General features: G+C 31.1%; 5 protein-coding genes. 4 read left to right on the top strand and 1 reads right to left on the bottom strand.

Annotated elements, in window-relative coordinates:
• Positions 1-381 precede the first annotated feature (381 nt).
• From LBD57_RS06580 to LBD57_RS06565, 4 genes are all read left to right on the top strand, one after another.
• On the top strand, positions 382-1,320 hold the full coding sequence (locus LBD57_RS06580; protein WP_373470540.1) for a hypothetical protein: 939 nt from the start codon (positions 382-384) through the stop codon (positions 1,318-1,320).
• 361 nt (positions 1,321-1,681) lie between these two features.
• Positions 1,682-2,362 (top strand): class II aldolase/adducin family protein, encoded by a 681-nt coding sequence (locus LBD57_RS06575; RefSeq protein WP_373470539.1) that lies wholly within the window; start codon positions 1,682-1,684, stop codon positions 2,360-2,362.
• 36 nt (positions 2,363-2,398) lie between these two features.
• Entirely contained in the window at positions 2,399-3,130 is a 732-nt protein-coding gene (locus LBD57_RS06570) for a hypothetical protein (protein WP_373470538.1), read from the top strand.
• Positions 3,117-3,812, top strand: a complete 696-nt coding sequence (locus LBD57_RS06565; RefSeq protein ID WP_373470537.1) for a hypothetical protein — start codon at positions 3,117-3,119, stop codon at positions 3,810-3,812. The genes LBD57_RS06570 and LBD57_RS06565 overlap by 14 nt, the downstream gene beginning before the upstream one ends.
• Before the next feature lie 443 nt (positions 3,813-4,255).
• Here the strand turns inward: LBD57_RS06565 and LBD57_RS06560 are convergent, their stop codons facing one another.
• Positions 4,256-4,561 carry a hypothetical protein gene (locus tag LBD57_RS06560; RefSeq protein WP_373470536.1) on the bottom strand — a complete coding sequence of 102 codons (306 nt, stop codon included), beginning with the start codon at positions 4,559-4,561 and terminating at the stop codon, positions 4,256-4,258.
• Positions 4,562-4,904 lie beyond the last annotated feature (343 nt).

Genomic DNA, 4,904 nt, shown 5'->3' with positions numbered 1-4,904 from the left:
CAGGGTTCTTTTATGATAATTCCAATATAAAACGAATTTTTACCTGCTTGTTTTTGGTGTAAAGTATTTTTTTAAGATAACTATTTAGTATTACTATCTAAAATTATTCTATTTTTCATAGGTTTTTATATACAAAAAATAAAAAAGAACCCTACACCAGAAAAAACAATTGAAATATTTTTTAACCACTTGCTTATTTTTTTTTTTTTGATACTGGCGGTCGGAAATGTTTTTCAAGCCCAAGCAAATTACTAATACTCGCTTGGAAAAGATTTACTGTAAAAAAATAATTGTGTGAGTCATTTATATGCTGATTGAAAATACATCGGCATGTAATTGCAAAAACAAGTATTGTAACAGTTGTTAGAAAGGGGGTGTTGAATGTTGAGAGTCGTTACTTTGCCAATTACGCCAGCTGATGGAAATGGTGAATTTGATCGATCTTTTGTTACATTGTTTACGCCGTTTGTAGCAGACATTGTAGCGAAAGATTTGATGGTTAAGCCAACTATCATGTTGAATATAGTTGGGATGAAATCAGATGTTTCGGGAAAATCATCAGAATCTCAGATGCGTGAATACCTTGGTTGTTTAAACAGACTTGGTATTGCGGCAGATGCTTTTAATGATGCTCATGATGATTATGAATCTTATTTTGGTAATTTAGTAACCAAATTACTAAAAGAAAGAAAGATTATCTCAGAAGCAAAACAGATGGTTTGGTGCAAGTGCGGACGAATAGAAATGCCCGTTGAAGTTGCTAACTCAATTTTGTACACAGCACGACATAAAACTTTATTAACTGGAGAAGATTTAGCGTCGGCTGTTTGTAAAAAATGTGGTTCAAAACTAGAAACTTCTGTGGATGAAGTTCAATTGTTTAGATTGCAACCTGCTCGCATTAATGTTTTTCCGCCAATTTACAGGGAGGAATTGCAAGCTATTATTAAACGATTAACGGATAACGGATTAATTATTAGTCGTTTACATAGAGCTGCGCATTGTTGTTTTGATATTGATTTTCGTTGGTCTGGTTTTGTTAACTACATTGCCAAGTCTAATGATGAGGTTGTGATTGTAAGTAGTCCAACTACGTTAAATCAGGCTGCCCGTGTCATTCTTTTTACAAAAATGATTGAGCCGAGCATTAATATCAGACTGATTGTTCATCCTTTGTTAAGGGTTCAAGATGGTGGGGTGGTTTTGTCTAAGATGAGTATTTCTGAGTTTTTTTATGGCATTAGAAACTCCCTTAGAAGCGCGTATGCTGTTAGCAACAGGTCTACAATGGGCTTCGTTAGAAAGCATCATTCATTCTAAAAATATTTATTGGTGTCGTTTGACGGCTTCCGATTTTAGAAAATTGCAGATTGATGATATGTCATATGAAGACAGGAAGTTGATTTTTGACAAGAACGAAATTGATTTGCTTTACAAAGCAATTCGTTCCCAAAAAACTCTTTCCCCATTACAAAAGAAACTAGCATATTGTATCGCTCCTGATTGCAACCGGAATGAACTACATTGATTCTTTATGATATGGCGATAAATCATTGATTTATTGTCATGTCATAAAGTTTGGTTTTTTAGGTATTTACCAAGGGTTTTGGCTTTTTTGTAGATTTTTGCTTCATAAAATCTACAATTCAAAATATTTGAACATTAAAGCTAAAATAATAAGATGAATAAGAAAGTTATATTAAATGAACAAGATGATAAGCGGCAAGAAATTATAACTTACATGAAAGAGTTTTCGAAAATAACTCCTTTGACTTCTGGAAATTTTAGTATTCTTAGTGAAAAACGAGATAAGCTTTTTATAAAACCAAGTGGAGTTTATATGGAGGAAATCTGTTTGGATGATATTTCTGTAGTTGATATTTCTGGTAAGTTAATTAGTGGGCTAAGACCTTCTGTCGATACGAATATTCATCTAAGCGTTTATAAGGCAAATAATAAGATAAATAGTATAGCACACGTTCATTCTGAATATGCTGTTATTACTTCTGTTTTATTCGCTGTTATACCTGTTATAACTACTTTCCATGCAGATCATTTTGGTAAAGAAATAAAAATAATAGATTGGTCTGATTTATCTATCCTAGCCAATACATTAGCTGAATATAGTAAAAACGAGAGTGCCGTCTTATTAAAACAACATGGACTATTTGCGTGGGGAAGTAATCTAAGTGAAACATATAACAACATCTTTGCTGCTGAAGAATGTTGTAAAATTTTTTATAAAACCACTCTCTCAAGTATAGACACCAAAAAAATATTAACATTAGATAAAAGTAAAATTCTAATGCACAATCTAAGATTCCAAAAATTATATGGCAACTCTACAAAAGTAACAGCTTAATGAACAGGTGTATAAGAAAAAAATAAGTGTGTAAAAATGGATAAGAATTTTGCAGAAAGACTCAAAAATATCATAAATATAAAAAAAGAACTTCTTAATGAGTTAGAAGATAACGTTTTTTGCGCTATTGCTTATGGTAGCGCAATTGGTGAAGATTTTTATTGTCATAGTGATTACGATATCCTTATTTTTTTAAAAAGATGTTCTTTAAATGAATTTCAAAAATTAAAAAAAATAAAACAAATGTTTTTATGCCAGAAAATCCGAATTGATTTGAATGTTCACACAATTAATGAAATCCCTATTGTAAGGGGAAGATGTTTTTGGCATAATAATCGCTCTCTTTATTTTCAAAAAGAAATGATACTTTATGGAATCACAATCATCGGAAAAAATCCATTTGCCCATAATGATTTTAATGAAAATGATCTGAGAATAGAAAGCATTCGAGTTGTAAATTCTTTGCTTTATCAAGCGAGAAAAATGCTTATTAATAAGGATATAAACGAAGCAGAAAAAATAAACTTAATGAAGTGGTGTATTTATTCTGTTTTTTATGCACTATCATTCAAAGGGATAATAACGAAAACAAAATCAGAAGCTTTTGAGATTTTTCCAAATTATTTTTCTCTAAATATAAATCCAATAATTTTTTTGAAAGCCAAACAAAATAACAATGTCTCTGAGGAGCTGATTCAGAAAGCTTATATCTTCTTAGAGCAGTTAGATAGTAATTTATTTGAGGAATACAACAATGCTAGAAAATAGGACAAAAATAGGAAATCTGTTTGTGAGTTTTTATTTAAATAATAGCTCAAAAAATTTACTCTTAATAAATGGAATTCCGTCATATATAACTAAACATCATCCACTGGTAAGATTTTGTTCCGAAAATAAAATTAATTTATTTATTCCTAGATATTATGGTTCCTTTGAATCTGATGGAGAATTTTCTTTAAGAAATTGTATTTCAACTGTTGAGGAAACAGTTACTTTTGTTTGTTCCCAAAGATCTCTTGAACTGTTTGGGCAAAAAGAACTTGCATGGACTTCGTCAGAAATTTTCGTTTTAGGATTTAGCTTTGGAGCACTACCTGTTTTGAATGCAAAACTTCCTATCAATGTCAAAAAGATCCTCTGTTCTCCATTGATAGATTTGGAATTGAATGACAAATGTAAAGGATCTGCAAAGAAAGAAATATATTATATAGAAAAGGCGTATCCTAATTTATTTAGATTTAATGCAAGCACTCTTATTGAGGAATATAGTGGCATTTCTAATCCTGAGAAAGAAGAGTTTTCTTTAATTTATGGCGATCAAGACGATACTATTTCTACTTTAGAAATAGAACATATACAAAGTAAATATTCTCCAAGATCAGTATGTTTTCATGGAGGGCATACTTTAGATTTAAACTCATTAAGGCAAATAATGAGTATTGGGATATAGTAAAGATAAGCAAATGGAGTTGTTATTCTTGACAATGCTAAACCTTACCTAAAAGCGATGAACAAGAGCCAGTCCCACCTTTATAAATCTATTTTGGTTACAATTTCCAAAAATTGATGATTGATTTCCAGAAATTTCTTGAACTACTCACAGCTTATAGCAGATTTCGTTTTCTGGTTCAGGTCTCGTATTATGAAATCTACCACCGTTTTATTAGATGTTAAAGATTTAACAACAAATAAAGTGCATAGTATTTTGCTTACACATTGCCGTTTCAAAACTATCAAAAAAATTAAGAAGCACTACATAAATTCTTCTCCCCGCTGCCGCCATTTACTCTCGCAAATTTTCCCTTGCTAGCGAAGGGGAATTTATTCTTCACTTCAATCACTTTTTGAATAAACAGCAATATATACTTAAAGTGCTATAGAATGTTATTTTTGTTACGCAGCTTGCATTTTTACGCGTGATTGCACGGCAGTTGTTTTTGATGCCTTAGCGCGAAAACGTTCAATAAAAATCTCTGTTTCTTTAAATTTCTTTTCTTGATTGATACGTGTTTTTTCGTGAATTTCTTCTTCTAGCGCGATTTGTTCTAAATATTTCTCAGTTGTGCCTTCAACCTTTTTGACACTACAGCGATGAATGCCAAGTATATGACTGACAACGCTGTCCATAAATGTACGATCGTGCGTGATAATAATTAATTCGTTTTCCCAGTTTTTTAGGAAACGCGAAAGCCAGCGCATTGATATAATGTCGAGATAGTTAGTTGGTTCATCAAGTAATAACTGGACGCTCGCGCTCAATACGTTCTATTATAGATAATAATTTTTCAGGCGTAAGATGTTCAAACAAAATATCATTTATCTATTTTGTTTCCATAACGCACTTAAGTCGTCGATATTAAATATGTTTTTTTCTGAAAGAAGTAGAATATCAAATTTGCTCATATTAATCCTATTTAGTGCTCTTTCTCTAGTACAGGGTTCTTTTATGATCTTTTTATGATAATTCTAATATGAAACGAATTTTTACTTGCTTGTTTTTAGTGTAGGGTATTTTTTTAAAGATAACTATTGAATATTACTA

Origin of the sequence: Candidatus Endomicrobiellum cubanum, from assembly GCF_031278955.1 — a bacterium.
GTDB lineage: Bacteria > Elusimicrobiota > Endomicrobiia > Endomicrobiales > Endomicrobiaceae > Endomicrobiellum > Endomicrobiellum cubanum.
The sequence above is the reverse complement of the archived record's forward strand: the minus strand, read 5'-3'. Positions and strand labels throughout refer to the sequence as shown.

Bases quoted from the DNA above. Each gene is read 5' to 3' on its own strand.
- LBD57_RS06580 (WP_373470540.1), top strand. From the start codon at position 382: ATGTTGAGAGTCGTTACTTTGCCAATTACGCCAGCTGATGGAAATGGT.
- LBD57_RS06575 (WP_373470539.1), top strand. From the start codon at position 1,682: ATGAATAAGAAAGTTATATTAAATGAACAAGATGATAAGCGGCAAGAA.
- LBD57_RS06570 (WP_373470538.1), top strand. From the start codon at position 2,399: ATGGATAAGAATTTTGCAGAAAGACTCAAAAATATCATAAATATAAAA.
- LBD57_RS06565 (WP_373470537.1), top strand. From the start codon at position 3,117: ATGCTAGAAAATAGGACAAAAATAGGAAATCTGTTTGTGAGTTTTTAT.
- LBD57_RS06560 (WP_373470536.1), bottom strand. From the start codon at position 4,561: ATGCGCTGGCTTTCGCGTTTCCTAAAAAACTGGGAAAACGAATTAATT.